This window comes from Massilia sp. PAMC28688, assembly GCF_019443445.1.
Lineage (GTDB): Bacteria > Pseudomonadota > Gammaproteobacteria > Burkholderiales > Burkholderiaceae_D > Telluria_A.
This window is the reverse complement of the sequence record NZ_CP080378.1, coordinates 1,508,462-1,535,116: the sequence shown is the minus strand read 5'-3', so window position 1 is coordinate 1,535,116 and position 26,655 is coordinate 1,508,462. Positions and strand designations below refer to the sequence as shown.

The following is a 26,655-nucleotide window of genomic DNA, read 5'->3' as shown; positions in this document are numbered from 1 at the left end:
CCCCGTTGGCCGGGCAAAATCCCCCACCCCTGGCCGGGTCAAAATCCCCCACCTCCTGACCGTTTAGCGCCGCCTTAAAGCCGGCACCTGGTCGCCGGAGGGCATTCCCGTTGGCAGGACGTAACCTTACCCCTTCGACCATCGAAGGGGGCATGGAGGGTGAACGTCTTGAAACCAAACAAACGAACCACAGTGGCCACGCTGTTGGCCACCGGCACTAGTCAGCGCGAGATAGCGCGGCTCACCGGGGTAGACCGTAAAACAATCCGCCGCCTGGCATTGGACCGCACGGGACCAGAGCCAAATTCCCCCACCCTGGCCACCGGCGCAGCCGCACCGAATTCCTCCACCCCGGCCACCGGCTCTGGCGTTGAAATTCCCCCACCCCGGCCACCGGCAATCGACAGCGGACCGCAATCGCTGTGCGAACCACACCGCGTCTTCATCGAGGCCCAGCTACGCCTGCGCCGCAACTACACGTCGATCTACCAGGACTTGGTCGACCAGTTCGGTTTTACGGGCCGCTACAACAGCGTCAAGCGCTTCGCCGGCCGGCTGGTGCAGCGCGAGCCGGAGCAGTTCGACCGGCTTGAGTTCGGGCCCGGCGAGGAGGCCCAGGTCGACTACGGTGAGGGCGCGCTGACGCGCATCCCCGGCAGTGACCGTTACCGCCGGCCGCGCCTGTTCGTCATGACCTTGCGCTACTCGCGGCGCAGCTTCCGCCGCGTGGTCTGGAACTCGTCGAAGGAGACCTGGGCTCAGCTGCACGAGCAGGCCTTTCGGTACTTCGGTGGGACCACCGCTTACGTCGTACTCGACAACCTCAAGGAAGGCGTCATCAAGCCCGATCTGTACGAACCGGAACTGAACCCCGTCTACAGGGACGTGCTGGCCTACTACGGCGTCGTCGCCGACCCTGCCAGGGTGCGCGATCCCAACCGCAAGGGGACGGTCGAGAACGCGATCCAGCATACCCAGAGCACCGCGCTCAAGGGCCGGCGCTTCGAGACCATCGACGAGCAGAACACGTTCCTGGAACAGTGGGAAACCAAGTGGGCCGCGCCGCGCATCCATGGCAGTGCCAGGCGCCAGGTCGAGGCCATGTTCCAGGAGGAGCGCGCCCACCTCGGTGCGCTGCCGCTGCAGGGCTTCGGCTACTACACCGAGTGCGAGCGCACCGTCGCCGACGACACCTGCATCCGCATCGACCATAGCAGCTACGCGGCACGCCCGGCGAAGATCGGCAGCCGGGTGCTGGTGCGCCTGTTCGAGCGCCACGTCGAGATCCGCGACCGCCTCACGCTGGGCCTGCTGCGCACGCACCCGCGCGCTCAGCGCCCTGGCAGCGTGCTGCTGCCCGACGACGAGCGGCCCTTCAACCCCTCGCGCGAGACGCGCCGCATCCTGGCGCAGGCCGGCGACATCGGCGACGCCACGTTGGCGCTGTGCCAGCAATGGTTCGAGCATGAAGGCAGGGTGGGCCAGCGCAAGCTGCGCGGCGTGGTGGGCTTGGCCAAGCGCTTCCCGCGCCGCCTGATCGATCAGGCGTGCGCTCAGGCCCTGCAGGAGAACGTACGCAACTACAAGTCGATCAAGAACCTCACCGAACGCCTGCTGGCGAAGGCGCTGGCCGAGATTGACGCGCCACTGCAGGCCGAGCTGGATCTGGAACAGCACCATCCACTGATCGGCGAAGGTGAGGACTACGCCGACCTGTTTGCGCGCGCGGCCACCGCCAGCGCCGCCATTGATACGACCCAGGAGACACCATGAGCATGAGCATGAACGAAATCGAACGCGCCCTGCGCGAGCTGCGCCTGTCCGGCATCCGCGCCACGCTTGACACCCGCATCCTGCAGGCACAGGCTACCCAGGAGCCCTTCCTCGACACCTTCGCGCTGATCTTGCAGGACGAACTTGACCGGCGCCGCTCGCACCTGATGGAGCGGCGTTACAAGCAGAGCGGGCTCGATGAGCGCATGTCGCTGGCTGACTTCGACTGGCGCTTCAACCCCAAGGTGCCAAGGGCTGCGTGCTTCGATCTGCACACCCTCAAGTTCGTCGCCGAGGGGCAGAACGCGCTAATCATCGGCCGACCGGGCACGGGCAAGAGCCACATCGCCAAGGCCGTGGCCTACCAGGGAACGCTGCAAGGGCACAACGTGCGCTACCTGGAGGCCGATGGCGCGTTCGCGGCCTATGCGCTCGGGAGCGAGGACGAGCAGCGGCAGCAGTTACGCACCCTGGTAGACGCCGACCTGCTGGTGCTGGACGATCTGTTCCTCGCGCGCCGCATCAGCGACAAGGCCGGCGAGCTGCTACAGACGCTGGTGCACCAGCGCTACAAGCTCAAGCGCAGCATCGTGGTCACCTCCAACCGGGTCGTGCAGGACTGGGGCAAGTACCTCGGCGACAACACCATGGCCACCACCATCCTTGACCGGCTCATGCATCGGGCGCACATCCTTGAGTTCGAGGGGAAAAGCTACCGGCTGAAGGAGGCAGCGTCACGGCTGACGCGCTTGACGTCTGCCGACGTTAAGCAGGACTGACAAAGCTGCCGGCAGGAACATGGACTACAATCCGGACTGTCCTGCCTGGGGGAGTTTGACCTGGCCAAAGGTGGGGGAATTTAACCTGGCCAACGGGGGTAAGAACGCATGCGTTCTTCGATTTCTGCAAGGGGGGTAGCGTTTTCTGGTTCCCACGCAAGGCGAATTTCCATACTCGATTGATGTCGCTGAAATGTAAGCGGCCAGCCCAGCCACCTTCTACCAGCGTTTAAGTCTGTGTAGAGTTTGCGAACGGTAGCAGCGAGTCGATTTTGCTGTTGGGGCAGGTGGGAAGCTTTGCGAGGGTGTCGGCGAGCCAGCGAGCCGGGTCCAGGCCGTTAAGCTTGGCGGTAGCGAACAGGCTCTGGATGGCAGCGGCGCGGCGGCCCGCGCGCTCGGAGCCGGCAAACAGCCAGTTCTTCTTGCCGATGGCGATGGGGCGTATCGCATTCTCGACCGGATTATTGTCAATCGGAAGGCTGCCCGAGCTGGCATAGCACTGCAGCGCCGCCCAGCGCTTGAGAGCATGCTCGATGGCCTTGGCCGTGCCACTGCCAGCAGCGACGCTGCGCTGGGTCGCCACCAGCCAGCCATGCAAGTCGGCCAGCACTGGCATGGCGAGCTGCTCACGCAACGCTGCGCGCTGTTGCGCCGTCATCCCCGCCGCTTGCTGCTCGATGGCGTACAGCTGCCCAATGCGCCGTAGTGCTTCCTCGGCCACCGGGCTGCCGCTAGCAGCGTGGACGTCGAAGAACTTGCGCCTGATGTGGGCCAGGCAAGCGAGCTCGGTGGGGCCTGCCGTAAACAGCGCCTTGTAGCCGACATAGTCGTCCACCATTAGATGGCCGCGCCATTGCTGCAGGAAGGCGCGAGCGTGCGCCCCAGCGCGACTGGTCTGGTAATCGAACACGACGATGCCCGACCCGTCATCGAGTACGTTGGAGCGGTAGGCCCACAGATAGGCGTGTTTGGTCTTGCCGCTGCCAGGATCGAGCTGGCGCACCGGGGTTTCGTCGGCATGCAGGCAACTTCGTTGCCTGAGCAGTTCGGCCAAGCGGTCAGCCAGCGGCTGCAAGGCCACACCGATGCGCCCGATCCATTCGCCGAGCGTAGAGCGGGCCAGTGGCACGCCGTCACGCGCGGCAATCTGTTCGATGCGGTAGAGGGGCAAGTGGTCAAGGTACTTGCACACCGCGATCCAGGCCAGCAGCCCGACAGCGGCCATGCCGCCGTCGATGACGGCTGGCGGGATAGGCGCCGCCGTCACCGTCTCGCAAGGACGGCACGCATACTGCGGGCGGATGTGGCGATGCACGAAGAAGCGCGCCGGTTCCACGTCCAGCTGTTCGCTTACGTCTTCGCCGATCTTGACCAGGTCGGCGCCGCATTGACCGCACAGGCACGACTCGGGCTCATGACGGTGCTCGATGCGTTCCAGATGCGCTGGCAGCGGTTGGCGCCCGGCGCGCTTGCGCTGCCGATTTACGGGGGCCTGCGCTTGAAGTTCCTCGTCGATGGCTGCCAGGTCCGTATCGACCGTTTCTTCAAACAGCAGCCGCTGCGCGCCGACGAGTGCTTCGCTGGCCTTGCCGAAGCGAACCCGCTTGTAGTACGCCAGCTCGTGCGTCAGCGCGGTGATCTTGAAGTCCTTCTCAGCGAGCACAGCGTCGCGCTGTGCCAGCTTGGCCTGCTGCTGCTCGAACAATGCCTGCACCTTCGCCAAGGCGGCAGGAGCGATATCCAGATCGGCGAGTTCGTTGAGCAGGTCCATGGCTCAGTAGTTTACAGAGCACGGACGATGTTTACAAGCGAAACAGTTTACGTCCTCACAGTCGCCACTGCGCTGGTGCCGGTGCCGACAGGCGTTGCCAGTCCACGCCAGCGACCAGCCATTGCCATTGTTCGGCGCTGATCTGCCAGCAGGCGTCGTCAACTTGGGGCCAGACAAACTGGCCCCGGTGCAGGCGGCGCAGGCACATCCACACGCCCGTGCCATCCCAGCAGACCATCTTCAGGCGCGTACGGCGACGGTTGGCAAACACGTATGCCGTGCCATCGCATGGCGGCCGCCCCAGCGCCTGCTGCACATGCAAGGACAGCCCGTCGATGCCGATGCGCATGTCCACCGCTGCCGTCGCCAGCCAGATTGCATTGGCCGACAGCTGCATCAAAGCGCCCGCATCACTTCGGCCAGCCAGCTGGCCGGTATCGCGCCGGGCAGCGTCAAGGTCCAGCCGCGCTCACTACGTAGCGTGATCGTCGGCATCGCCGCCGGCACGCCCACCACCCGCACCGGTAGCAGCGCCGACGTTTGCACACCCGTCAATCGCCGCACCCAGTAGCCGACCTGGCGCGCTGGGAAACCATGTTGGATTGCGTAGGCGCGCTGGGACAAGCCGCTTGCCTGCCATTGAGCTACCCGCTCCTGCCATACCTGCTCGCGTTCCACGTTGTTCACACTGTCCTCCTAAAGTACGAGGGATGCAGTGTGGCCAGTGTGATTAGGAATTCATAGGTGGGCCGGCTGGCCGCTTACGCTGAAATTGCAGAAAAAGGTTCACTAAACTTGTCGGGCACAGACCCGCTGGGAAGGTCCGCTTCTGGCCCAGGCCGTGTAAAAACAGACGCACTAACTCCAGTACCCACATTTTACCTTTAAGGGTTCATCTGGAGGCCGCCGCAGGCCCTTAAGGCCAGCGGAGTTTTTCCCGGACCTAGCGGGATCATCAGCATCGCAAAGGCCCATACGACGCGTAGCAGAGTCATAAATAGGGCTTGCGCCCTTATTGCTTCGATGATCCTGGTCATGCCCAATACCGCGAGCAATCGTTTGAAGTTATAGGCGAGCACATGCAGGCTCATCTCGGTCCTCACGCGCTCTAACCCCTTGGTCAGGAAGTGCGTTGCCCCCATCCATGACTTAATGGTTCCGAACGGGTGCTCGACTGTGCAGCGACGAATGCGCATGGTCTCGGGCTGCTGCTCAAGACGAACCTGCATGTCATCGAGCACGCCCTGGTGTTCCCAGCGCGTCACGCGTCGCGCCTGGCTCGGCGTGCACTTGTCCTTGAGCGGGCAGCCCTTGCAATTCGAGCTCCAGTAACGGTTGAGCGTCATACCCTTTTCGACGCAGGCAAAGCGCCAGATCAGCGATTGACCCGCCGGGCACCGGTATTCATTCTTCTGCTGATCGTAGATGAAATCAGCCTTGTCGAAGCGGCCCTCCGCCTTGGCGTTGGAGGTCTTGGTCGCAGGGACCAACGGTTCAATACCGGCCTCGCGGCATGCCAGGATTTCTTCGCCTTTGAAGTAGCCGCGGTCGGCGATTGCCGTCAACTTGGCGGTACCAATCGCAGCGCGAGCTTTCTTAGCCATGACAGAGAGTTGATCGCGGTCGTTGCCGATGTTCGTAACTTCGTGTTCAACGATGAGATGATGCTTGGCGTCGACGGCAGTTTGCACGTTGTACCCAACGATGCCGTCACCGCGCGTGATCATTGACCGTGCATCGGGATCGGTCAGCGAGATTTGCGTTTCGCCAGAGGCTTGCAGCTGTGCTTCGACTTTCTTAAGCTCGGCCATCTGTCCCTTCATCGCCGCGATTTTCTCGTTTAAACGCACCGATCGTGCTTGTGCCGTCGCCGGTGCCTGCCGATCGGCGGTGTCCAGTTCTGCTAAGTAGCGGCCAATGTTTGCTTCGATCTCTTCCATCCTACGCTTGAGTTTCCCGTGCGTGAAATTGCGGTCACTGGTGTTGACGCCCTTGAACTTGCTGCCGTCGATAGCCACTACCGCATCTTGAAACAGATCGAGTCGCTGGCACAGCACGATAAACTGCCGGCAAACACTGCGGATGGCCTTGCCATTGTCTTTCCGGAAGTTCGCGATAGTTTTGAAGTCGGGAGCTAGGCGGCCGGTCAGCCACATCAGTTCCACGTTGCGCTGCGCTTCGCGCTCGAGCCGGCGGCTCGACTGGATGCGGTTGAGGTAGCCATAGATGTAGAGCTTCAGGAGCACAGCGGGGTGATAGGCAGGCCGCCCTGTCTTTGCTGGGAGAACTCGTGCAAAGCCCAGCGCGGCCAGGTCAAGTTCTTCAACGAAGATATCGACTACGCGGACAGGGTTGTCCTCGGTTACGTAGTCGTCCAAAAGCTCGGGGAGTAGCGTGCCTTGTCCACGGTCCTCGCCTTCAATAAAACGTTTCATACAGCACCAGTATTGATGAGATACTGGCTCAACGTTTACCGTGGAAAATCCGTTTACATGGGATCACGTTTTTACACAGCCTGGGCCGAAATCAGACGGATACAATAATCGCGTCGAGCGCGGCTTTTAGTCGTTCGTCGTCATCAACAAGGTGACGGTACTTTTCAAACGAAAGGGTACCGTCATTAACCTGCTTTTCCAAAAATATAGCTAGCCTCCATGCATCGGGATCATTCTTATCGAAGTCAAAGTCAATGCCGCCGACATCTGAAGTCCGGTAGACGTTGACTCCGATTCCATGGGTATAAAAGAACCAGGTCGTTCCGGGAATCTGATGAGTGCCCCGAAACTCGCGACGCAGGATATCCTGTGGATCATCCAAGTCAAATGATCTCTTTAGTAGCTCCTTGGCCCAAGCCATTTCCGCATGCCACAAAGGGATTATGCCTCGGAGCAGCCGTACATCCTCGTTGAGGTTGGGCAAGCTATTGGTTTGAACCATTCCGCTCCCTTATCGATTGGATAAAGCTCATGCTGACTTTGAGTAATTTGCTCAGGGGGTGCCGCGCCACGACCGTCCGATTCTGCCCGTTCTCGGCCGTTCGTCACATGATATCAGTTGCCCATACGTAAAGTTCGCAGCCGGCCTCGACAGGCAGCTATCGCCCCATACCGGACCTTCACCGCTGCAGCAACCGAAGCCCTTTACACCTCACTATGCCCCTTCGCTACCTCGGCGGGCTCGTCGCAAAGCTTTCCTTCCAATGCTTGTGACAAGCTATTCCTGACTGTTTCGCCGACATCAACCCGAGCGCAACAGCCTTGCTACCGGCTGCTCGCGGCCGTGTTCGAACATCCAAACTTTAGCGGCTGCAGCCGTCCGATGTCCGGCATCATCCGGGCGCCTCGCCGCCCAGGGGGACAAATCTAAGTTGTGCATCGACGTGTCCAGCAAGTACACGCTGAACGGCCTCATTCCACTGTTCTTCTGCTGCAGGGTCTGCGGTATGCCCATCGACGAGCAATGACATTCCTCCTAACAGGCCGCCAATCTCACCTGACCCGGTCAGCTTATATTCTTCCACTAGAAAAACATACATGGCGAGGTACGCTTGGTGGCTGGTGAACATCGTCATAAGCACTCCGATCTTTACGTCTTAGGTGTACGCATAGTCTGGTGATGTCTGCTGTTGGCCGAATGTACGTGGCGCGTGAACTACGCGTTGGTCGTGACCACTCGAAACCGAATTGAAGCGCGCTGGAAGCGACTGGTTAAACGCAGATCTCACTGAGGGATCCAGATGCCCGTTCCATGATGATGCGAGGCTCAGGCATCGTGGGCTACAACGTGCAAACCGCGGTCGACGCCAAACACCATCTGATCGTCGAGCACGAGGTCACCAATACCGGCAGCGACCGTGACCAGCTGTCGGGAATGGCCACCAAGGCCCGAACCGCGATGAGAGTAAATTCGCTGACTGCGATCGCTTCGCGGCTACTCCAAGGCATTCTCGGTGGCGAAAGAATCATCGCTGGCCATGTTCTATCAGCGCACCGAGAGCTTGCCCTGTAGCTCTGCAACCGCTTCCTTATACTCGCTGGCACCCTTCATCCGCTTCAAGTAACGAATGGGGCGCTTGCTTGCCAGGGTGAAGCTCACATTGCTAAAGGAGCCGCGTGCACCACAGTGAACGCTGCAGCTAGTGCTCAAGTTTTCATCCCAATAGTCCGTGAGCTTAACGGTGCCGCCTACGCGCTTGATTTTAAGCGCGCAGACCGGTAGCCCCGGATAGATATCGGCAGTTTGCTGGTAGAAAAGCTCGCTGCCACGCTGTTCAGCGATACCCCACAGTGCGCACTTATGCCCGTTATAGAAGTTCAAGCGCGTGCGAAAATAGGCACGTCTGTCATCGTAGCGGACAATCTCGAGGACATCTTCGACCTGAACAATCTCGTCCTCTGTTCCAGGTCCCATTACTATCCCACTTTGCCCGCGGGTTTTGTATACCCCTTCCAAGGAGCTAATCAGGTTTTGAGCAGGAGCGGCCAGCGGCAGCAGAAGTCCAGTCAGCAGGCAGGCAAGGCGCGGCATGTGGCAGCGGTTTTCAAAAATTGTCATGAGGATCCAGAGTCATCGTCAAGTAATGCGAATGCGCCAAAGATCGTCTTCAAATGCGGGAGCAAGCTGGATGTCACGCCATCCCGAAAAATCGCTATGAGCCAGATGCCTCCCAGCTAGTACTACCGCGATTTCGATATTTGCTAACAAGAGCGGAACGCGTCAGTTAATCCGCATGCGTCTGCTTCTGGCTCCGACGCCGACGCCCGTCTACTTAGGCCTGGCCATTGTAGCGATTCCACGCATCCGGTAGGAAATAAACTGAGTACGGGTCGTTTGATCTTCGTTGGCCGTTCTTGCGTAGCCAACGAACAATTTTCTGATACCAAATGTTGAATGCATCCTGATCGTATTGCGGGCCGTCGGGGGCAGCGAAATTCTTTGCCCAATAGATTCGGCCGTACGAGAGATCGTTGTCGAAGTTGTGGCGCGAATATTCGAGCACGGGAGCGACGCTGCTATTGGCGATATACGTCCAACCTCGACGACTGACGATAGGGGCATGGTCGGAGACAAATCGGAGTTCGGGTACCCAGTGAAAACTTGTGTTCGCAATCAGATAACACCATTCATTCGCGCCCCTTTGAGGGAATTGATCGATCTTTAGCAAATCATCTGAGGGCGCTGTTGTGCGGTAAATCTCAATCGAAGCGGATGCACGTAAAAAATCCAGGAAAAGGGATTCGTCCTTCTCAGTGAGTGCGATAGCTGTCTGTTTTCCCATAGATCAACCAAGCATACGACCAAATGTCGACTCCTGGGCCGAATGTCGCCGGTCGGCTGCGTCGCCCCACTTTACATGAGCTTGTTCAAGGCCAGCAGTCCAGTGGCTATTCAGTAGCCAGTTCGTCCGACCGACGTTATTCTTTGTGGTCACTTGCCGAGGCGTCAGGCGGGTCAATGGACGGACTCGACAGCTTCAGCGACCACTGCAAACCGACCCGCCGGTGATGACAAGTGCGACTAATCAACTCACCGCACCGCCATCACCCCTGCGCGCTGCCTCAATCGCCGCAATGTCGATCTTGGTCATGTTCATCATGGCGTTGAACGCGCGCTTGGCCGCCGCGGTGTCCGGGTCACTGATGGCCGCGGTGAGCGCGCGCGGCGCGATCTGCCACGACACGCCCCAGCGGTCGGTGCACCAGCAGCACTGGCCTTCCTGCCCACCATTGCTGACAATGGCGTCCCACAGGCGGTCCGTTTCTTCCTGGTCGTCGGTGGCAATTTGAAACGAAAACGCAAAGCCATGCTCGACGCCCGGGCCGCCATTGAGCCCCAGGCAGGGAATGCCAGCGACGGTAAATTGCACCGTCAGCACATCGCCTTCCTTGCCGGATGGATAGTCGCCCGGCGCGCGGTGGACCGCGTCAACCGAGCTGTCAGGGAAGGTCTTTGCATAAAAATTGGCGGCGTCGAGCGCGTCCCCGTTGTACCACAGGCATACCGTGTTCTTGCTTACCATTATGTTTCTCCTTGAGTGGTCAAACATCAGCGGGAAGGATCGTCAAGTCTACCGGACGCGATGAAAAACGGGGAGCCGAACTCCCCGTCATTGTTACTGCTCCCTGTTCTTTTCAATCCAGCGGTCGACCTTGGCCTCGAGCAGAGAAAGGGGCAAGGTCCCATCCTGCAGCACCACTTCGTGGAACTTGGGCAGGCTGAATTTTGGTCCCAGCGCATCGGTGGCGCGCTTGCGCAGTTCCGCAATCTTCAGCGAACCAATCTTGTAGCTCAGGGCCTGGCCCGGCCACACCATATAGCGCTCGATCTCGCTGCGTGCCAGCGGTTCGGTGTAGCCCAGCGTATCCTTGTAATACTGGATGGCCTTCTCGCGGCTCCAGCCCTTGGCGTGCATGCCGGTGTCGACCACCAGGCGCGCCGCGCGCAGCATTTCATCGTTCAGGTGACCAAAATAGTCTTCCGGCTTCTCGAACAGGCCCATCTCCTTGCCCAGCGTTTCGGCGTACAGCGCCCAGCCTTCCGTGTAGGCGTTATTGCCGCCGAATTTGCGGAAGTTGGGCAGGCCCATTTCCTGCAGCAGCGCGATGTGGAAGTGGTGGCCGGGGTGCCCTTCGTGCAGGAACAGCGTGACCATGCCGGTGCTGCCGTACTTCGTGGGATCGTTTACGACCGTCCAGAACACGCCGGGACGTGAACCGTCCGATGCCGGTGCGGTGTAGTGGTCCGATGCCGTGGCGCGCGTGAGCTCCGGCTCCAGGCGCACATCCAGCGGTGCTTTCGGCATGAGCGTGAACATGGCGGGCAGCTTGGCGCGCAGCTGTGCATCGAGCTTGCCGTAGACGTCGAGGATTTCCTGTTCGGTCTTGAAGGGGCGGTACTTGTCCTGCTGCGCTACCCATCCCGGCAGGCCCGATGCGGGGCCCGTGTAGCCCATCTTTGGGCCGACCACGCCATATTCGTCCTGGATGCGCGCCACTTCGCGCAGGCCGATGGCGTGGATCTCTTCAGGCGTGAGCGTGGTCGTGGTGGCTGCACGCACGTTGGCCTTGTACCAGTCGGGTCCACCCGGCAGCTCGCTCCAGCCGGTGCTGGTGCGCGCCGCCGGCAGGTATTCCTTTTCCAAAAAGGTCGCCAGGCGCTTGAGGGCCGGCGACAGCCTGTTGTCCACCGTGGTGCGGTAGGCGCGGGTGAGTTCCGCCTTCTCTTTGGCCGAAAAAGTGGCGGGCATCTTCGTGACCGGGGTGTAGAAGATGTTGTCCTCCACCTTCGGCGTCACCAGTTTCTGGAACTGGGGCAGGGCGGAGGTGAGCGCTGCCTTTTGCAGCACGATCCCCTGGCGCATGCCTTCGCGCATATTGGCGATAGCCTGGTCGATCCAGGCCGGCAGCTGGTTGAGGCGATTGAGGTATGCCTTGTATTCCTTGACCGTGGTCAGGCGCTGGGCGCCATCACCGCTGGCGTAATTGGCCAGGGTCATGGGGATGCTGTCCATCTGGTTCAAAGGCAGCAGATGCTCGGGAATATTTTCGAACGTGAGCGCGGTCTCAAGCTCGTATTTCAGCACGTCGTAATTGGTCTGCGCCCGGGTATCGAGGTCCATGCGGTCAATGTCCTGCAGGCGCTTGAGGAAGGCGTGGTACCTGGCGTATTGGCGCGCGCGCACCTTGGGCGCGATGGCCATGCCAATCTGGTCGTCAAACCGGTTGTCGCCATTGTCGGTCGCGCCAACGGGGTCGTGGCGCGCCTTCGATTCGTAATACTCGTCGGCGATCGCATCGAGCTTCTTGCGGGCCAGCTCGGATACCACGCCGGACACCTTGGCGTCCGGTGGCTGCGCGGGCGCGGCGCCAGCGGGAATGAAGCTTAGCGCGAGTGTGGCGCACAGCGCGGTCAGGGTGAGGCTTTTTTTCATGGTTGGTCCGTACGATGGAATGATGACGGGAAGCGCATCAGGATACGTCAAGTTGGCACAAGGCTAAAGGTCGATAGTTTTGTCATATCGATACCACGCGCTCCGATTTAAACAATCACTCCCGCCGTGCAACAGCGAAGGGTATGATCATTGAACTGTCTGAACGACAGGTTCCCCGAGACGGCAAAGCTGCAAACTATGCCCTCCGGACAAGGCATGCCGGGTTCTGTAGCGCACCGCGCTGGAACCATGCGCCGCTGCCATTAAAGCCGCCACCTCCGGGTCGCGGCTTTTTTATTTGGCTGCCTGTTTTATCAGTAACTCGCCAGCGGCACCGGTGCACCGTTTCTGAACGTGTAAATGGTGACGGCTGATTTTTTCATGTTACCTGCAGCATCGTATGCGTAGTTGCCGACCACGCCTTTGTAGCTGGTGTTGTGCATGGTGCTGCCCACCACCGATGGGTCGACCGAATTGGCCGCCTTCATGGCCTGCGCGATGAACATGGTCTGGTCATAGAACGAGGCCGCATAGACGTCCGGCGCCACCTTGAATCGCTCCTTGTAGCGCTTCTGGAATGCCGGGCCTGCGGCTACTTTGTCGAGCATCGCCCCACCTTGGGCGCACAGGACGTTTTCGCCAACGGCGTCGCCCCCGAGCTTGGCCATCTCCGGGCTGCACAAGGTGTCGCCGCCGAGCAGCTTGACGTCCTTCATGCCCAGCGCGCGCATCTGGCGCACCATGGGCGCGGCCTGTGGCGCGTAGCCGCCAAAGAAAATGGCGTCGACCTTCTTCGCCTTGAGCTTGGTGAGGATGGAGGCGAAGTCGCTGGCCTTGTCGGTCGTGAACTCGTGGCCCGCCACCTTGATGCCGGAGGCGCGCGCCTGGCGCGTGAATTCCATCGCCACTCCCTGGCCAAAGGCGGTGCGGTCGTCAATCACGCCCACGGTCTTGAGCTTGAGCTGCCTGGCGGCATAGGCAGCAACCGAGGAGCCGACCTGATTGTCGCTGGCGACAATCCGAAACACATTGTTATAGCCGCTCTTGGTGATCTTGGGATTGGTGCCCACCGTGGACATGATGATGCCGGCGTCGTTGTAGACGCGCGAAGCGGGAATTGCCACGCCCGAGTTGTAGGGGCCAAGCACAAAGCCCACTCCCGCATCGGCGAACTTCTGCGCCACGGTCACGCCGGCCTTGGGGTCGCCCTGGTCGTCTTCGGACAGCAGCTCGAACGTGACGGGCTTGCCGGCGATGTGCATCTTGCGGGCGTTGAGTTCTTCCACTGCCAGGCGCACGCCGTTTTCATTGTCCTTGCCGGCAAAGGCGTTGGCGCCGGACAGCGGCCCGGATACGCCGATTTTGACGACCTGGGCCTGCGCCGCCGCAGTGGCGCAAGCGACCAGCAGCGTGGCGGCGGTCAGGGTGTGTACAGTGGTGGTGGACGGCATGGGGTGATTCTCCGGTGGGCGCGATGGCGATCGCACGATTGTACTGGTGAAGGGCGGCGCAGCATAGCGTGTGGTGGCGTGCGGCAGCCGCCGTGACGAGTCAGGCCGGCAGGCCGCGCGACACGAGGTCCAGGGGCAGGGCGGTGGTGAATTTGATCTGCTCCATTGAAAACGCGGACGACACGCCCGACAGCTGCGCAGTCTTGATGAGTTTTTTGTAAAAGCGGTCGTATCCGTCGATATCGGTGGTGGCCACCTTGAGCAGATAATCAATCTCGCCGCTCATGCGGTGGAACTCCATCACTTCCGGCAGGGCGATGACGGCGGCCGCGAAGCGCTTGAGCCACTGCTCGTCGTGTGCGGAAGTTTTGATGCTGACGAATACCGTCACCGGCAGCCCCACCTTTTTTCGGTTGACGATGGCCACGCGCGTTTCGATGTAACCCTCGTCTTCGAGCCGCTTGAGGCGCTTCCAGCACGGGCTGCTGGACAGGCCAACTTTCTCGGCCAGCTGCGCAATGGAGAGGGTGCTGTCGTGCTGAAGAGCATCCAGCATTGCCAGATCGATCCTGTCGAGATCGTTCATTCTATATTTTCCAGTTTTTTAGCATAAGCATGCTTAATTATAGGTAAATACGGAATATTTTGGAAAGTATTTTCGCGGATGGCCAGCTACCATGATCGCTCCCGCAGCTTTTTGCCGTCCCCATGAATCCGGAAATCTACCTCGATGCCAACGCCACCTCGCCTGTCATGGAAGCGGCCATCGCCGCCGCCTCGGGCGCGCTGCGCGAAGGCTTCGGCAATCCCAGCAGCACGCATGGCACCGGCCTGCGCGCCCGTGCCCTGCTTGACGACGTGCGCGCCCGCGCGCGCCGCGTGCTCGGTGCCGACAGTGGCCGCATCAGTTTTACCAGTGGCGCCACCGAAGGTATTCAGACCGCGATCCTGTCCGCCTTGTGCGCGGTGCGCGATGCGCGCGAACGTGGCGAACCGACTGGCCAGCTGCTGGTCTACGGCGCCACCGAGCACAAGGCGGTGCCGGAAAGCCTGGCGCACTGGAACCGCCTGCTCGGCACCGGGCTGGAGCTGGTAAAACTGCCGGTGGATGAACACGGCCAGCACCGGCTGGACGTGCTGCGTGAACTGGCCCCGCGCGCGGCCATGGTCTGCACCATGGCCGCGAACAACGAAACCGGCGCCATTTCCGACCTGGACGGCATCGCCGCCGTGCTGCGCGAGACAATCAGTCCCGCTTACTGGATGGTGGACAGCGTGCAGGCGCTGGGCAAGCTGCCTCTCACCCTGTCCGCCAGTGCCATCGACTACGCGCCGTTTTCCGGCCACAAGCTGTATGCGCCCAAGGGCATCGGCATGCTGTACGTGCGTGACGGGGCGCCCTACACACCGCTGATGTGCGGCGGTGGCCAGGAAGCGGGCCTGCGCGCCGGGACCGAAAACATGGCCGGCGTGGCCGCCCTGGGCGCAGTGCTGGCCGCGCTGGAAGAGGGCAGTACCTTTCGCTCCCATGACGTGCTGGTGGCCTACCGCGCGCGGCTCGCTGATGCCCTGCGGGCAGCGATGCCGGATATCGTTTTCAACTGCGCCTTTGACAAGTCTCTGCCCACCACGCTCAACTTCTCCGTACCGGGATTGAGCAGCAAGGAGCTCCTCAATCTGTTCGATGCCGCCGGCGTGCGCGTGAGCGCGGGATCGGCATGCTCGTCGGCGCTGGCAGTGCCAAGCTATGTGCTGGAAGCGATGCAGCTGCCAGGCTGGCGCACGGCTGCGGCGGTGCGCATGTCCTTCGGGCCCATGGCCGACGATGCGTTCATCGATGCCGCATGCGGGCGCATTGTCCTCTGTGGCCAGGCCCTGCGCCACATCTGCGCCGACACCGGCCTGGTGCAGATGACGCACGACGGCCACGTGACATGGCTGGTGCTGGACAAGACGCAGCGCTCCTGCATCGTGATCGATCCTGTGCCAGCCCTGGCCGAGCGCATCGATGCCTTCGTGCGCAGCCACGCCTGCGACACGCTCGCCATCCTCAGCACCGCCGGCAGCGCCGGCTGGCCCCCACACTGCACGACGGTGATGACCGCGCACGGCGCGCTGGACGCCATCGGTCTTGGCGCCAGGGTGCTGGTACGCCTGCCCGATGCCGCTGGAGTGAGCTACCTGCTCGGCACCTGCGACCCGGCGGGCCTGCTGGCGTCGGCCGCAGTGACCCACGCCTTTACCGGGGCCGCCATGTCGCCGCTGCTGCCGGCCGTGGTGGGCCCGCAAACCATTTTGTGTTCTTCGCGCGACACTGGCAGGCTGCCTTGCACCACGCTGGCCGCGCGCGAGACTATGCGTGCCGCCTGCGCCGCGCAGCGTGAACTGGACCGCGCCGCGCTGGCGCGCCTGCTGGCGGACCATCCACAGGCACGGCTGGTGGATGTGCGCGAACCGTTTGAACACGCCGCTGGCGACACTGGTTTCCAGGGCGTGCAGAATGTCCCCTTGTCGCGCCTTGCGGAGCGGCTTGGGTCCTGGCTCACCGAGCCTGCCATACCGCTGGTGTTCTTTTGCCGCAGCGGCGCGCGCAGCGCAAAAGCGGTGGAGTGCATGCAGCGGCTGGGATTTGCCAGTGCCTGGCATCTGGCAGGCGGCATCGCGCTCAGCGGCGGCGCCGGTACGGACACGTAGCAACAGCTCTCCCTGTTTCAATTTTGAACTGTACTTCTACATTTCCATGAATGTAGAATAGTGAAAATCGTGGAGGAAGGCATGGATACATCCCAGGCACTGGCGGCATTGACCGGGCTGGCACAGGAATCGCGGCTGGCGGTGTTCCGCCTGCTGGTCAAGCTCGGGCCCGCCGGCATGGCGGCCACCCGCATTGCCGAAGAGCTGGGGATTCCCTCGTCGTCGCTGTCCTTTCATCTCAAGGAACTGAGCCACGCGGGATTGATCAGCGCACGCCAGGAAAGCCGCTTCATCATCTATTCAGCCAACTTCGAGGCCATGAACAGTCTGCTCGCCTTCCTGACTGAAAACTGCTGCGGCGGCAATCCTTGTGCGCCCTCCGCTGCCAAGCAGTGCAGCGCCGGGGCAACCGCCGATCACACGCTTTGACGGAGCCGCAATGACCTTCGCACGCAGACTTGTTTCGGAAGCCCTCGGTACGGCCCTGCTGCTGGCCGTGGTGGTCGGCTCGGGCATCATGGCCGAACGCTTAGCTGGCGGCAACGTAGCGCTGGCCCTGCTCGCCAACGCAGTGGCAACCGGGGCGGGCCTGGTGGCACTGATCCTCATGTTCGGCACCATCTCCGGCGCCCACTTCAACCCCGCCGTGACGCTCTCGGAGGCGTGGCAGCGCAACATGCCGGCGCGCGAAGTGCTGCCTTATATTGTGGCGCAGATTACCGGTGCCTTTGCCGGCGTGGCGGCCGCCCATGGGATGTTCGAGCTGCCGCTGCTGTTCGCCTCCACGCACGTGCGCACCGGCGGCGCCCAGTGGTGGAGCGAATTCGTGGCCACCTTCGGCCTCATTGCCGTCATCATCGGGTGTTCGCGCAGCCGCCCGGCGGTCACGCCATTCGCGGTGGCTGCCTACATTACTGCCGCGTACTGGTTCACGTCCTCGACCTCGTTTGCCAATCCGGCCGTCACGCTGGCCCGCGCCGCCACCGATACCTTTGCCGGTATCCGTCCGGCCGATGCGCCGGGTTTCATCGCCGCCCAGCTGCTCGGCGCTACCGCCGCCACGCTGGTCTTCTGCTGGCTGTATCCCCCGGCGCCGGCCGGCGCAACCGTTGCCGGCACCATCGCGCCTTCCGACTTTGAACCGGCCCCATGATTTTTCTGACGGCACAGTCGCGCGCGCGAAAAACCCGGGCAGTCTTGCATTTGCGCATTAACTTTCGCTAACTAAGCGTCTTTTTCGCCAAATTGGCGGTCATTCCATTTCCCCCTGTGTTCGTTAGCGCACAGTGGGAATGTTGTCGTCGTTTTACTATGGAAACAGCCGTCCGACCCGGCCGCAACGCGCTGTGTCTGCAGCGTGTTGGCTACTCACGCCCACGCGAGGTCCCCTGTTGAACGAAGAAAAAACCACCCTGGCCGATACCCTCCCTTCCTGGCGCGATGCCACCGATGAGGACAATCAGGCGGCCGACGATTTCCCGCTACGCTCGGAACTTTTCAGTGCCGCCCAGATGGCCGCGCACGGAAAGTCCCTGGCCAGCCGCCATGTGCTCAGCACCAAGGGCGGACCAGACAAGCTGCTTGCCCGGCTGTCCGAAAACGCCACCGTCATTTCCGATACCTGCCACGAGCTGACTGCTGCCCTCAAGGCCGGCCGTCAGATTACCCCGGCCTCCGACTGGCTGCTTGATAACTTCTACCTGATCGAAGAGCAGATCCGCACCGCGCGCCGCCACCTGCCCAAGGATTACAGCAAGGAGCTGCCGCGGCTGGCCAATGAGGATGCGGCCGGCATGCCGCGCGTGTACCAGCTGGCGCTCGAGATCATTTCGCATGGCGACGGCCGCGTCGATCCAGAGAGCCTGACGCGCTTCGTGGAAGCCTACCAGGGCGGGGCCACGCTCAAGCTGGGCGAGCTATGGGCGATCCCGATCATGCTGCGCCTCGCGCTGATCGAGAACCTGCGCCGCGTGGCCGCGCGCGTGTATGACAACCGCATGGAGCGCGACCGCGCCAACACCTGGGCCGATGACATGGCCGAGACGGCCGAGACAAATCCGAGTAACCTGATCCTGCTGGTGGCCGACATGGCCCGCTCGGGCCAGCCCATGAACAGCGGCTTCGTGGCCGAACTGGCCCGCCGCCTGCAGGGCCAGAGTCCGGCCCTGACACTGGCACTGCAATGGGTGACCACGCGCCTGGCCGAAGCCGGCCTGACGATCGAGCAGCAGATCCAGGCCGAAATTGGTCAGCAGGCCGCTGACCAGGTTTCAATCAGCAACAGCATCGGCAGCCTGCGCTTTTTGGGCACCATGGACTGGCAGGAGTTCGTCGAGTCCATGAGCGTGGTCGATCAAACCCTGCGCCAGGACCCGCACGGAACGTATGGCAGGATGGATTTCGCCACCCGCGACAACTACCGCCACGTGGTCGAAAAGCTGGCCAAGCGCTGCCAGTTTTCGGAAGTACAGGTGGCCGAACATGCGCTGGCGCTGGCACTCGAAAACCGCGACCTGACGGCCGGCGGCCTGGATGAACGTACCCGCCACGTGGGCTACTACCTGGTGGGCAAGGGCCTGCCGCTGCTGGAGCGGCGCCTGTGCGCCAAATTCGGCATTGGCGAAGCCATTCGCCGCAACGCGCACAATTCACCGGTGTCGAGCTACCTCGGCGCCATCATCATCTTTACCGCCCTGTTCACCGCGAGCGTGGTGCGCCACGCCTGGCTGGCCGATGTGGAAGGCGCGCTGCTCGTCATCATCGGCATCCTGTCGGCGATTGGATCGAGCCAGCTCGCGCTGGCGCTGGTAAACCTGATGACGACCCAGCTCACGCACCCCAACCCGCTGGCGCGCATGGACTTTGAACACGGCATTCCGTCCGACGCCGACAGTATCGTGGTGGTGCCAACACTGCTCTACAGCCGCGACAACGTCGCCTCCCTGGTCGAAGGGCTGGAAGTGCGCTACCTCGCCAACCGCGATCCCAACCTGCGCTTTTGCCTGTTGACCGATTTTGCGGACGCCCCCAGCGAGCATATGCCCGAAGACGACGAACTGGTGGAACTGGCCAGCGCCGCGATCACGGAACTCAATGCCAAGTACGGCACCCTGGCCAAACACGAAACACTGTCGGACACGGGCGTGCCGCAGACTGCGGTGCAGCGCTTCGAGCCCTTTTTGCTGCTGCACCGTCCGCGCAAGTGGAACGCAACCGAGAACGCCTGGATTGGCGAAGAGCGCAAACGCGGCAAGATTGCCGACCTCAATGCCTTCCTGCGCGGCGGCGCGCGCGACAAGTTCTCGGTGGTGGTCGGTGACACCTATCACCTGCAGAGCGTGCGCTACGTGATTACCCTCGATACCGATACCATGCTGCCGCGCGACGCGGCGAAGAAATTCATCGCCACCATGGTCCACCCGCTGAACCGGCCGCAGATCGACATGCGTGACCGCCGCGTGGTGGAAGGCTACGGCATCCTGCAGCCCCGCGTGACGGCCGCGCTGCCGGGCGAAGACGCCTCGCGCTACGAAATGATGTGCGGCGGCGAACCAGGCATCGATCCCTACACCCGTACCGTGTCCGACGTGTACCAGGACGTCTTTTATGAAGGTTCATTCGTCGGCAAGGGCATTTATGATCTCGACACCTTCGAGGCAGTGCTTGGCAACCGCTTCCCGGACAACCAGATCCTGAGCCACGACCTGATCGAAGGCTGCTACCTGCGCGCCGGACTGCTGAGCGACGCCCAGCTGTATGAAGAATATCCCTCGCGTTACGCCGACGATGTCAGCCGCCGCCACCGCTGGACGCGCGGCGACTGGCAGCTCGCCGGCTGGCTGTTCCCGTCCGTGACCAATGCCGCCGGCAAGCGCGAACGCAACCCGCTCAGCGTCCTGTCGCGCTGGAAGCTGCTCGACAACCTGCGCCGCAGCGTGGTGCCAGTCATCCTGACCACCTTGCTGCTCCTGTGCTGGGCGCTCATGCCCGCACCCCTTTTCTGGACCGTGGCGGTGGCATCCGTGATCTTCCTGCCAACCCTGATCAGCGCGGTCTGGGACCTGACGGAAAAGCCGCACGATGTGCTATGGCGCCAGCATGTCGCGACCTCCATGAAGGGGACGCGCCTGATGTTCGGCCACTCCTTCCTGTCCTTTGCCTTCCTGCCGTATGAAGCATATTTCAGCGCCGATGCCATTTGCCGCGCGCTGTACCGCATGCTGGTATCGCGCCGCAAGCTGCTGGAGTGGAAAGCGTCGAGCATGCACCGCTCGGCCAATGACCTGGCCAGTAACGTGCGCACCATGTGGATTGGCCCCGCGCTGGCCATCGTCACCGCCATCCTGCTGCAGCTTTACCGGCCCGAAGCCATGCCGGTAGCCGTGCCGGTACTGCTGCTGTGGTTCCTCTCGCCCGCCATTGCGTGGTGGATCAGCCTTCCGGTGGCGCGCGACGCGGCGCAGCTTGAGTCCCCGCAGACCGTGTTCCTGGAGTCGCTGGCGCGCAAGACCTGGAGCTTCTTTGAAACCTTCTCGGTCGCCGAAGACAACTGGCTCGCGCCCGACAACATGCAGGAGCATCCGAAGAGCGTGGTGGCCCACCGCACCTCGCCCACCAATATCGGCATGGGCCTGCTGGCCAACCTGACCGCGTGGGACTTCGGTTTCATCACCGCAGGCCAGGTACTGCAGCGCTGCGAAGACACATTGCGCACCATGGGCCGCATGGAACGCCACCTGGGCCACTTCTACAACTGGTACGACACCCAGACCCTGGCACCGCTGCACCCGCGCTACATTTCCGCGGTTGACAGCGGCAACCTGGCCGGCCACCTGCTCACCCTGGCCCCCGGCCTGCAGGACCTGGCCGAGCGGCCAATCGTCAGTCCCCAGACCATGCACGGCATCGCCATCACGCTGCGCGTGGTGCAGGAACATGCTGCCGAAGCGCCGGGTGGCGTCAAGAGCGCCATCGATGCAATGTCCGCCGAACTGGCGCCCGACCGCCTCAAGCACGTCGATACGCTGCCCGGCGCGGTGGATGCGCTGCGCCGCCTGTCAAGTGCTGCCGATGCCATTATCGCGTCCATGCTGCCGGCCGGTGAACCGAACCTGCAGTGGTGGGCCGACAAGCTGGCCGACCAGTGCCGCGTGGCCTATGCGGAGCTGATGGAACTGGCGCCGTGGATGCAGTCGGCCCAGGAATACGTATTCGATTCGAGTCTCACCCGCATCCCGACCCTGCGCGAGCTGTCCGGGTTTGTCCTGGCGGGCAGCCCGGTAACCGACCTGGCACCGGCCGAACGCGATCGCCAGCAGGTGCTGGCAGCGCTGGTGGAGCGCGGCAGCGAGCGCGCCACGCGCCGCATCGAACAGATCGAGCGCCTCGCGGCGGAAGCGCGCGATTTCGCCAATATGGATTTCCGTTTCCTGTACAACAAGACGACCGACCTGCTTGCGATTGGCTACAACGTCTCGGACCGCCGCATGGATGCCGCCTGCTACGACCTGCTGGCGTCCGAAGTGCGGCTGTGCAGCTTCGTGGGCATTGCCCAGGGCCAGTTCCCTCAGGAGCACTGGTTTGCCCTCGGCCGCCAGCTGTGCATCGTCGGCGGAGAGCAGCTGCTGCTGTCATGGAGTGGCTCGATGTTCGAGTACCTCATGCCGCTGCTGGTCATGCCGACCTATAAAAACACGCTGCTCGACCAGACCTACCACTCGGTCGTCAACGCGCAGATCGACTATGCGCGCCAGCGCGACATCCCGTGGGGCATTTCGGAGTCCGGCTACAACACCGTGGACGCGTCCATGAATTACCAGTACCGCGCCTTTGGCGTGCCGGGTACCGGCATGAAGCGGGGCCTGGCCGACGACGTGGTCATCGCGCCATATGCCACCATGATGAGCCTCATGGTCAAGCCGGAAGAAGCCGTGGCCAACCTGCAGCGCATGGCCGAACTGGGTTTCATGGGCAAGCACGGCTTCTACGAAGCGATCGACTACACGCCATCGCGCCTGCCGCGCGGCCAGAACTTCGCCATCGTCAAGTCCTTCATGGCGCACCACCAGGGCATGGGCTTGCTCGCCATTTCCTACCTGCTGCATGACCGCCCGATGCAGCGCCGCTTCGAGGCCGATCCACTGTTCCAGGCCACCATGCTGGTGCTGCAGGAGCGCGTGCCGCGTGCAGGCGCCTTCTATTCCAACACTGCGGAACTGGCGGCCATCCGCGCCCCGGCGCAGGAAGCAGCTGCCGCGCCGATGCGTGTGATTACCCAGACCACCACGGCGCAGCCGGATGTGCAGCTGCTCTCCAATGGCCGCTACCATGTAATGGTCACCGGCGCCGGTGGTTCGTACAGCCGCTGGAAGGACCTGGCGGTGACGCGCTGGCGCGAAGATACCACCTCCGACGACTACGGCAGCTTCTGCTATGTGCGCGATGTGGAGAGCGGCCATTTCTGGTCCACTGCCTATCATCCGACCCTGGTGGAGCCGAAGAGCTATGAAGTCATCTTCTCGGAAGGTCGCGCGGAATTTCGCCGCCACGACCGCGGCATCGACCTGCATACCGAAATCGTGGTCTCGCCGGAAGACGACATTGAAATGCGCCGCACGCGCATTACCAACAAGTCGTCGGTCAGGCGGATTATCGAGTTCACCAGTTATTCAGAGGTGGTGATGGCGCCACCGGCCGCCGATTCGGCGCACCCGGCGTTCCAGAAGCTGTTTGTGCAGACCGAAATCCTGCGCAACGAAAATGCCATCCTGTGCACCCGCCGCCCGCGCCACAAGGGCGAACAGATGCCATGGCTGCTCAACCTCATGACCATTCACGACGGCGCGCTGCAGGATGTGTCGTTTGAAACGAGCCGGCCGGATTTCCTTGGCCGCGGCAACAGCACCGTGGCACCACGCGCCATGCTGGAGCCACAGGCGCTGGGCGGCATGGAGGGCTCGGTGCTCGATCCGGTGGCGGCTATCCGCTACAAGGTCACGCTGGAGCCGGATGAAACCGTCACGCTTGACGTGGTGCTGGGCATGACCGAAACGCGCGAAGCCGCGCTGCACCTGATCGACAAGTATCAGGATCGCCACCTGGCCGACCGCGTGTTTGAACTGGCATGGACCCATAGCCAGGTGGTACTGCGCCAGCTCAATGCAAGCGAGTCGGACGCGCAGCTGTACAGCCGCCTGGCCAGCATGGTCATTTATCCGAACGCCGCGCTGCGCGCCGACGCCGCCATCCTGACGCGCAACAACCGCGGCCAGTCCGGCTTGTGGGCGTACGCCATTTCTGGCGACCTGCCGATTGTGCTCATGCAGATCAAGGATCCGGCCAACATCGACCTGGCGCGCCAGATGGTGCAGGCACACGCCTACTGGCGCCTCAAGGGCCTGGTGGTGGACCTGGTGATCTGGTACGAAGACCAGTCGGGCTACCGCCAGGCGCTGCACGACCAGATCATGGGCTTGATCGCCTCGGGCATCGATGCCCAGGCCATCGACCGGCCAGGCGGCATTTTCGTGCGCCTGCTCGACCAGATCTCGCCGGAAGACCGCATCCTGATGCAGTCGGTGGCACGCGCCATCGTGTCCGACAGCCAGGGCACCCTGGCCGATCAGGTCAAGCGCGCCACACCGGCCCTCACCCGGCTGCCGCTTTTGTCCGTGGACAGCCGCAGCGAGCCGTACCAGCTGCGCACCGACGTGCCGATGCCGAACTACGAGGTGATTCTCGATAATGGCATGGGGGGCTTCAGCCAGGATGGGCGCGAATACATCATCCGCACCAGTGGCGCCAAGCGCACGCCCGCGCCGTGGGTCAATGTGCTGGCCAATCCCAATTTTGGCAGCGTGGTGTCGGAGAGCGGACAGGCTTATACCTGGGCCGAAAACGCGCACGAATTCCGCCTCACGCCGTGGGACAACGATCCCGTGTCGGACCGCAGCGGTGAAACGTTCTACATCCGCGATGAAGCCACCGGCAAATTCTGGTCGCCCACCGCGCTGCCAGTGCGTACGGATGGCGAATACATCACCCGTCACGGTTTTGGCTACAGTATCTTCGAGCATGCGGAAGAGGGCATCCACAGCGAGCTGATTACCTTCGTGGCGCTGGACGCATCGATCAAGTATTCGGTCATCAAGCTGCGCAATGACAGCACCGTTCCGCGCCGCCTGTCGGCAACCGGATATGTGGAATGGGTGCTGGGCGACCTGCGCAACAAGTCGTCCATGCACGTGACGTCTGAACTTGACCCGGTCAGCGGCGCTGTCTTTGCCCGCAATGCCTACAACACCGAGTTCACGGGGCGCGTGGGCTTCTTCCACGTGGACGCGCCTGCACGCACCGTGACGGCAGACCGCACCGAGTTCATTGGCCGCAACCGCACGCTCGCCAATCCTGCCGCCATGACCCGTTCACGCCTGTCTGGCAAGATGGGCGCGGCGCTCGACCCGTGCGCGGCCATCCAGGTCATGCTGGAACTGCAGCCCGGCGAAGAGCGCCAGCTGGTGTTCATGCTTGGCGTGGGCGGGCGCCGCAATGCCGATGCCAGCGGCGTGATCCAGCAGTACAACGGCAGCCCCGCCGCGGCCGACGCTTTCGACAAGGTGCGCAAGCACTGGGATCACACCCTCGGCGCGATCCGCGTGCAGACGCCGGACCCCGCGATGGACGTCATCGCCAACGGCTGGCTCATGTACCAGACCATCGCCTGCCGCCTGTGGGCGCGCAGCGGCTACTACCAGTCCGGCGGCGCGTTCGGCTTCCGCGACCAGTTGCAGGACGCGATGGCCATGATCCACACCGAACCACACCTGCTGCGCGACCACCTGCTGCTGTGCGCCGCCCACCAGTTTGTGGAAGGCGATGTGCAGCACTGGTGGCATCCGCCGTCGGACCGGGGCGTGCGCACCCACTGCTCGGACGACTTCCTGTGGCTGCCGCTGGCAACGCACCGCTACGTCATCGGCACCGGCGACAGCGGCGTGCTGAAAGAGGTGGCACCCTTCCTGGAAGGGCGCATGCTGACCCAGGAAGAAGAGTCCTACTACGACATGCCGCACCGTTCCAGCCAGAGCGGCGACCTGTACGAGCACTGCGTGCGCGCCATCAAGCGCGGCCTGCGCTTTGGCGTGCATGGCCTGCCCTTGATCGGCACCTGCGACTGGAACGATGGCATGGACCGCGTGGGCAACGAAGGCAAGGGCGAAAGCGTATGGCTGGCCTTCTTCACCTATGAAGTCCTGCAGCGCTTCTCCGAAGTGGCGACCGTGCACGGGGACCCGGCCTTTGCCACCTTCTGCCTGGAGGAAGCGGCCAAACTGGCCAGGAATGTCGAGGAAAACGCGTGGGATGGCCAGTGGTACCGGCGCGCCTACTTTGATGACGGCACGCCGCTTGGGTCCGACACCAACGATGAATGCCAGATCGACTCCATCTCGCAAAGCTGGGGTGTGATCTCGGGCGCGGCCGACAAGACCCGTACCGCGTCGGCCATGAAGGCGGTGGACGAGCGCCTGGTGCGGCGCGACTTTGGCCTGATACAGCTGCTCGATCCGCCGTTTGACGACGGCGTGCTCAATCCCGGCTACATCCGTGGCTATGTGCCGGGCGTGCGCGAGAACGGCGGGCAGTACACCCACGCCGCCATCTGGACCGCCATGGCCTTTGCCAAGATGGGCGACACCGAGCGCGCATGGGAGCTGCTGCGCATGATCAATCCGGTCAATCACGGGTCCACCCCTGAAGCGACCGCGCTGTACAAGGTGGAGCCGTATGTGGTGGCAGCGGACGTGTACGCAGTCTCGCCGCACATCGGGCGCGGCGGCTGGACCTGGTACACCGGCTCGTCGGGCTGGATGTATCGCCTGATCGTCGAGTCCCTGCTGGGCGTGAGCCTGGCCGGTGACCGCCTCACCATCACGCCGCACTTGCCAGCAGACTGGCCGGGCTTCGCGCTCGACTACCGCTACCGCGGATCGACGTACGCGATTGTGGTGAGCCGCGGCGCGGCGGCCGGCATGATGGTCGACGGTAGCCCTCACGAAGGCAATGTCATCACCATGGTCGATGACGGCATGACCCACCGCGTGGAGTTGCAAGTGGCGTCGTAATCCCGGTCCGGGCGCCTGCCCGGGCTGTTAATTTATTGTTGGAATTGGTGAGAATGTCTTGTTATGGACATTTTCATCATTTCCACAACAACGTTAAATAATTCTTTGCTGCACGTTTCGGATCGCAACGATCTGG

17 protein-coding genes and 2 pseudogenes are annotated in these 26,655 nt (G+C 62.4%); 7 read left to right on the top strand and 12 right to left on the bottom strand.

Features of this window, described 5'->3' with window-relative positions; genetic code table 11:
- Positions 1 to 159: 159 nt before the first annotated feature.
- Both istA and istB read left to right on the top strand, forming a co-directional pair.
- Entirely contained in the window at positions 160 to 1,773 is a 1,614-nt protein-coding gene (gene istA, locus KY495_RS06865; RefSeq protein WP_219882942.1) for an IS21 family transposase, read from the top strand.
- 2 nt (positions 1,774 to 1,775) lie between these two features.
- On the top strand, positions 1,776 to 2,552 hold the full coding sequence (gene istB, locus KY495_RS06860) for an IS21-like element helper ATPase IstB (protein WP_219884141.1): 777 nt from the start codon (positions 1,776 to 1,778) through the stop codon (positions 2,550 to 2,552).
- Between the two features lie 229 nt (positions 2,553 to 2,781).
- Here the strand turns inward: istB and KY495_RS06855 are convergent, their stop codons facing one another.
- The 6 genes and pseudogenes from KY495_RS06855 to KY495_RS06830 all read right to left on the bottom strand — a co-directional run bounded on the left by KY495_RS06855 (position 2,782) and on the right by KY495_RS06830 (position 7,894).
- On the bottom strand, positions 2,782 to 4,323 hold the full coding sequence (locus KY495_RS06855; protein WP_219880373.1) for an IS66 family transposase: 1,542 nt from the start codon (positions 4,321 to 4,323) through the stop codon (positions 2,782 to 2,784).
- Positions 4,324 to 4,378: 55 nt separating this feature from the next.
- Entirely contained in the window at positions 4,379 to 4,720 is a 342-nt protein-coding gene (gene tnpB, locus KY495_RS06850) for an IS66 family insertion sequence element accessory protein TnpB (RefSeq protein ID WP_219880374.1), read from the bottom strand.
- On the bottom strand, positions 4,720 to 5,010 hold the full coding sequence (locus KY495_RS06845; protein ID WP_219880375.1) for a hypothetical protein: 291 nt from the start codon (positions 5,008 to 5,010) through the stop codon (positions 4,720 to 4,722). Before KY495_RS06845 ends, tnpB begins: the two co-directional genes overlap by 1 nt.
- Positions 5,011 to 5,330: 320 nt before the next feature.
- Positions 5,331 to 6,758: pseudogene (locus KY495_RS06840) on the bottom strand (IS1182 family transposase); the annotation flags it as partial.
- Positions 6,759 to 6,849: 91 nt separating this feature from the next.
- Positions 6,850 to 7,260 (bottom strand): hypothetical protein, encoded by a 411-nt coding sequence (locus KY495_RS06835; RefSeq protein WP_219882941.1) that lies wholly within the window; start codon positions 7,258 to 7,260, stop codon positions 6,850 to 6,852.
- 391 nt (positions 7,261 to 7,651) lie between these two features.
- Entirely contained in the window at positions 7,652 to 7,894 is a 243-nt protein-coding gene (locus tag KY495_RS06830) for a hypothetical protein (protein ID WP_219882940.1), read from the bottom strand.
- A gap of 143 nt (positions 7,895 to 8,037) precedes the next feature.
- Between KY495_RS06830 and KY495_RS06825 the strand changes: the two are divergent.
- Positions 8,038 to 8,298 (top strand): annotated as a pseudogene (locus KY495_RS06825) (IS5/IS1182 family transposase); the annotation flags it as partial.
- A 6-nt stretch (positions 8,299 to 8,304) separates the two neighbouring features.
- On the opposite strand, the gene KY495_RS06820 reads toward KY495_RS06825, so the two are convergent.
- The 6 genes from KY495_RS06820 to KY495_RS06795 all read right to left on the bottom strand — a co-directional run bounded on the left by KY495_RS06820 (position 8,305) and on the right by KY495_RS06795 (position 14,290).
- Entirely contained in the window at positions 8,305 to 8,877 is a 573-nt protein-coding gene (locus KY495_RS06820) for a hypothetical protein (protein WP_219882939.1), read from the bottom strand.
- Positions 8,878 to 9,091: 214 nt separating this feature from the next.
- Positions 9,092 to 9,601 carry a hypothetical protein gene (locus KY495_RS06815; RefSeq protein ID WP_219882938.1) on the bottom strand — a complete coding sequence of 170 codons (510 nt, stop codon included), beginning with the start codon at positions 9,599 to 9,601 and terminating at the stop codon, positions 9,092 to 9,094.
- 243 nt (positions 9,602 to 9,844) lie between these two features.
- Positions 9,845 to 10,342: a VOC family protein gene (locus KY495_RS06810; protein WP_219882937.1), complete on the bottom strand. Its 498-nt coding sequence runs from the start codon at positions 10,340 to 10,342 to the stop codon at positions 9,845 to 9,847.
- A 93-nt stretch (positions 10,343 to 10,435) separates the two neighbouring features.
- Positions 10,436 to 12,253 carry a DUF885 family protein gene (locus KY495_RS06805; RefSeq protein WP_219882936.1) on the bottom strand — a complete coding sequence of 606 codons (1,818 nt, stop codon included), beginning with the start codon at positions 12,251 to 12,253 and terminating at the stop codon, positions 10,436 to 10,438.
- A 314-nt stretch (positions 12,254 to 12,567) separates the two neighbouring features.
- Positions 12,568 to 13,704, bottom strand: coding sequence for a branched-chain amino acid ABC transporter substrate-binding protein (locus KY495_RS06800; protein WP_219882935.1), 1,137 nt, complete (start codon positions 13,702 to 13,704; stop codon positions 12,568 to 12,570).
- Positions 13,705 to 13,804: 100 nt separating this feature from the next.
- Entirely contained in the window at positions 13,805 to 14,290 is a 486-nt protein-coding gene (locus tag KY495_RS06795) for an Lrp/AsnC family transcriptional regulator (RefSeq protein WP_219882934.1), read from the bottom strand.
- Positions 14,291 to 14,412: 122 nt separating this feature from the next.
- Between KY495_RS06795 and KY495_RS06790 the strand changes: the two genes are divergently transcribed.
- The 4 genes from KY495_RS06790 (at position 14,413) to KY495_RS06775 (ending at position 26,519) form a co-directional block, all read left to right on the top strand.
- Positions 14,413 to 16,398, top strand: a complete 1,986-nt coding sequence (locus KY495_RS06790; RefSeq protein ID WP_219882933.1) for an aminotransferase class V-fold PLP-dependent enzyme — start codon at positions 14,413 to 14,415, stop codon at positions 16,396 to 16,398.
- Between the two features lie 81 nt (positions 16,399 to 16,479).
- Positions 16,480 to 16,827 carry a helix-turn-helix transcriptional regulator gene (locus tag KY495_RS06785; protein ID WP_219882932.1) on the top strand — a complete coding sequence of 116 codons (348 nt, stop codon included), beginning with the start codon at positions 16,480 to 16,482 and terminating at the stop codon, positions 16,825 to 16,827.
- 10 nt (positions 16,828 to 16,837) lie between these two features.
- Positions 16,838 to 17,551, top strand: a complete 714-nt coding sequence (locus KY495_RS06780; RefSeq protein ID WP_219882931.1) for an MIP/aquaporin family protein — start codon at positions 16,838 to 16,840, stop codon at positions 17,549 to 17,551.
- 238 nt (positions 17,552 to 17,789) lie between these two features.
- Positions 17,790 to 26,519, top strand: coding sequence for a GH36-type glycosyl hydrolase domain-containing protein (locus KY495_RS06775; RefSeq protein WP_307728254.1), 8,730 nt, complete (start codon positions 17,790 to 17,792; stop codon positions 26,517 to 26,519).
- Positions 26,520 to 26,655: the final 136 nt, after the last annotated feature.

Excerpts from the sequence above, each read along its gene's own strand:
- KY495_RS06780 (WP_219882931.1), top strand. The coding sequence starts at position 16,838 with ATGACCTTCGCACGCAGACTTGTTTCGGAAGCCCTCGGTACGGCCCTG.
- KY495_RS06830 (WP_219882940.1), bottom strand. The coding sequence starts at position 7,894 with ATGACGATGTTCACCAGCCACCAAGCGTACCTCGCCATGTATGTTTTT.
- KY495_RS06815 (WP_219882938.1), bottom strand. The coding sequence starts at position 9,601 with ATGGGAAAACAGACAGCTATCGCACTCACTGAGAAGGACGAATCCCTT.
- KY495_RS06800 (WP_219882935.1), bottom strand. The coding sequence starts at position 13,704 with ATGCCGTCCACCACCACTGTACACACCCTGACCGCCGCCACGCTGCTG.
- KY495_RS06835 (WP_219882941.1), bottom strand. The coding sequence starts at position 7,260 with ATGGTTCAAACCAATAGCTTGCCCAACCTCAACGAGGATGTACGGCTG.
- istB (WP_219884141.1), top strand. The coding sequence starts at position 1,776 with ATGAGCATGAACGAAATCGAACGCGCCCTGCGCGAGCTGCGCCTGTCC.
- KY495_RS06795 (WP_219882934.1), bottom strand. The coding sequence starts at position 14,290 with ATGAACGATCTCGACAGGATCGATCTGGCAATGCTGGATGCTCTTCAG.
- tnpB (WP_219880374.1), bottom strand. The coding sequence starts at position 4,720 with ATGCAGCTGTCGGCCAATGCAATCTGGCTGGCGACGGCAGCGGTGGAC.
- KY495_RS06790 (WP_219882933.1), top strand. The coding sequence starts at position 14,413 with ATGAATCCGGAAATCTACCTCGATGCCAACGCCACCTCGCCTGTCATG.
- KY495_RS06805 (WP_219882936.1), bottom strand. The coding sequence starts at position 12,253 with ATGAAAAAAAGCCTCACCCTGACCGCGCTGTGCGCCACACTCGCGCTA.
- KY495_RS06810 (WP_219882937.1), bottom strand. The coding sequence starts at position 10,342 with ATGGTAAGCAAGAACACGGTATGCCTGTGGTACAACGGGGACGCGCTC.
- KY495_RS06785 (WP_219882932.1), top strand. The coding sequence starts at position 16,480 with ATGGATACATCCCAGGCACTGGCGGCATTGACCGGGCTGGCACAGGAA.
- KY495_RS06820 (WP_219882939.1), bottom strand. The coding sequence starts at position 8,877 with ATGACAATTTTTGAAAACCGCTGCCACATGCCGCGCCTTGCCTGCCTG.
- KY495_RS06855 (WP_219880373.1), bottom strand. The coding sequence starts at position 4,323 with ATGGACCTGCTCAACGAACTCGCCGATCTGGATATCGCTCCTGCCGCC.